General features: G+C 33.7%; 2 protein-coding genes. One reads left to right on the forward strand and one right to left on the reverse strand.

Annotated features, from left to right (window positions below):
- The coding region (locus tag IC220_RS07475) for an MFS transporter (protein WP_188153786.1) at nt 1–547 on the forward strand (547 nt) is incomplete at its 5' end.
- A gap of 26 nt (nt 548–573) precedes the next feature.
- Here IC220_RS07475 and IC220_RS07480 read toward each other — a convergent pair.
- Nucleotides 574–1,440 (reverse strand): UDP-glucose dehydrogenase family protein, encoded by an 867-nt coding sequence (locus tag IC220_RS07480; protein WP_369408778.1) that lies wholly within the window; start codon nt 1,438–1,440, stop codon nt 574–576.
- Nucleotides 1,441–1,564: the final 124 nt, after the last annotated feature.

Here is a 1,564-nt window from a genome sequence, read left to right on the forward strand (position 1 = left end):
TGCTACTTTTTGTGCTTATATTATAAAAATGGGAATCTTCTTTTGGTTTCCTATAATTTTAAAGGATAAATTACAAATTTCTCTTGTACAATCCTCACTAATAACAGGTGTATATGACTTGGGTGGAATCCTTGGAACTTTAATCACAGGAAGAATTAGTGATATATACTTCTTTCAAAATAGAAGCTTGCTAGCGTTATTTTACATGCTGGGTATAACATTCACTTTTATTGCAATGAACTTTGGTCAAAATATAATTCTTATGAACCTTGGCGCAATCTTATCAGGATTTTTTATATTTGGAGTACAAGTATTGACAGGTGTTATAGCTGTAAACATTGCTTCACAAAATAATGTATGTGCAATTGTAAGCTTAACAGGATTATTTGGGTATATTGCAAGTGCAATATTTTCATGCGTGCTCTTAGGAGTGCTTGTTACGCACTGTGGTAATAGTATTATGTTTTCGTTTTTTTCCATCTGCTCTGTTATTGCACTCGTTTGCTTTTCCATATTATTAAGTAGAGACCTTAAAAAAACTGAATAAAGTGGTGTAGGAAATATTTCTCAACATTAAACTTTGTAGATAGATTTTTTACCCAGAGAATAAATATTGTACCCATATCCTAGTAACAATTTATTATCTAACAAGTTACGAAAGTCAAAGATATTAGGTGTAGCCATAACATCCTTTAAAATTACAAAATCCTGATTTTTAAATTCTTTCCACTCCGTTAATAATAATAAGGCTTCTGCGTCCCTTGCAGCTCCTATAGCGCTGTCCGCGTACTCTATATTCTGTAGAACTTGCCTAGCATTATCGATCCCTACCGGGTCATATGCAGTAATTTTAGCCTTATTATTCACTAACAACTTTGCAACATCTATAGCTGGGCTATTTCTCACATCATCGGTACCAGACTTAAAAGTTAGCCCCCATATCGCTATTTTTTTATTTTGGACTCCATTCAATACATATTCTACCTTCTTAGCAATGTTTGTTATATGATTATAGTTAGATTCCTTAACCGAACTTAAAATTTGTAGCTTAACATTATAATTTTCAGCAAGCTTTATTAAAGCTGATAAATCTTTAGGAAAACAAGACCCTCCAAACCCTGGACCAGCCTTTAGAAATTCCCTTCCTATTCTATGGTCCATCCCCATGCTGTTAGCTAAAAGGTCTATATCTGCTCCTAATACCTCACATAAACCTGCCATCTCATTGATAAAAGCGATCTTTGTTGCTAGAAAAGCATTAGAAGCATATTTAATTACTTCGGCAGTAGCTGTATCAGTAACTACTAGTGGAATATTCTTGTTTGTAAATGATTTATATATAGCTTCTAGTTTTGCTCTAGCTTGCTTAGAAGATGTCTTGAAAAGAAAAGAAGAAGAGAGTACACTAAAGTAAGTAAAAACAGAGAGGGAACAATGTATCCAAGTGACATAAGTGACAAAGAATGGGAAATACTAGAGCCATACGTTGCACAAGGGGCAATAGGAAGGCCAAGAAAACACGATATTAGAGCATGCAATAAGATATATAATGAAAGGAGGTTGT

This window comes from Wolbachia endosymbiont of Pentalonia nigronervosa (genome assembly GCF_014534705.1).
Taxonomy (GTDB): Bacteria; Pseudomonadota; Alphaproteobacteria; order Rickettsiales; family Anaplasmataceae; genus Wolbachia.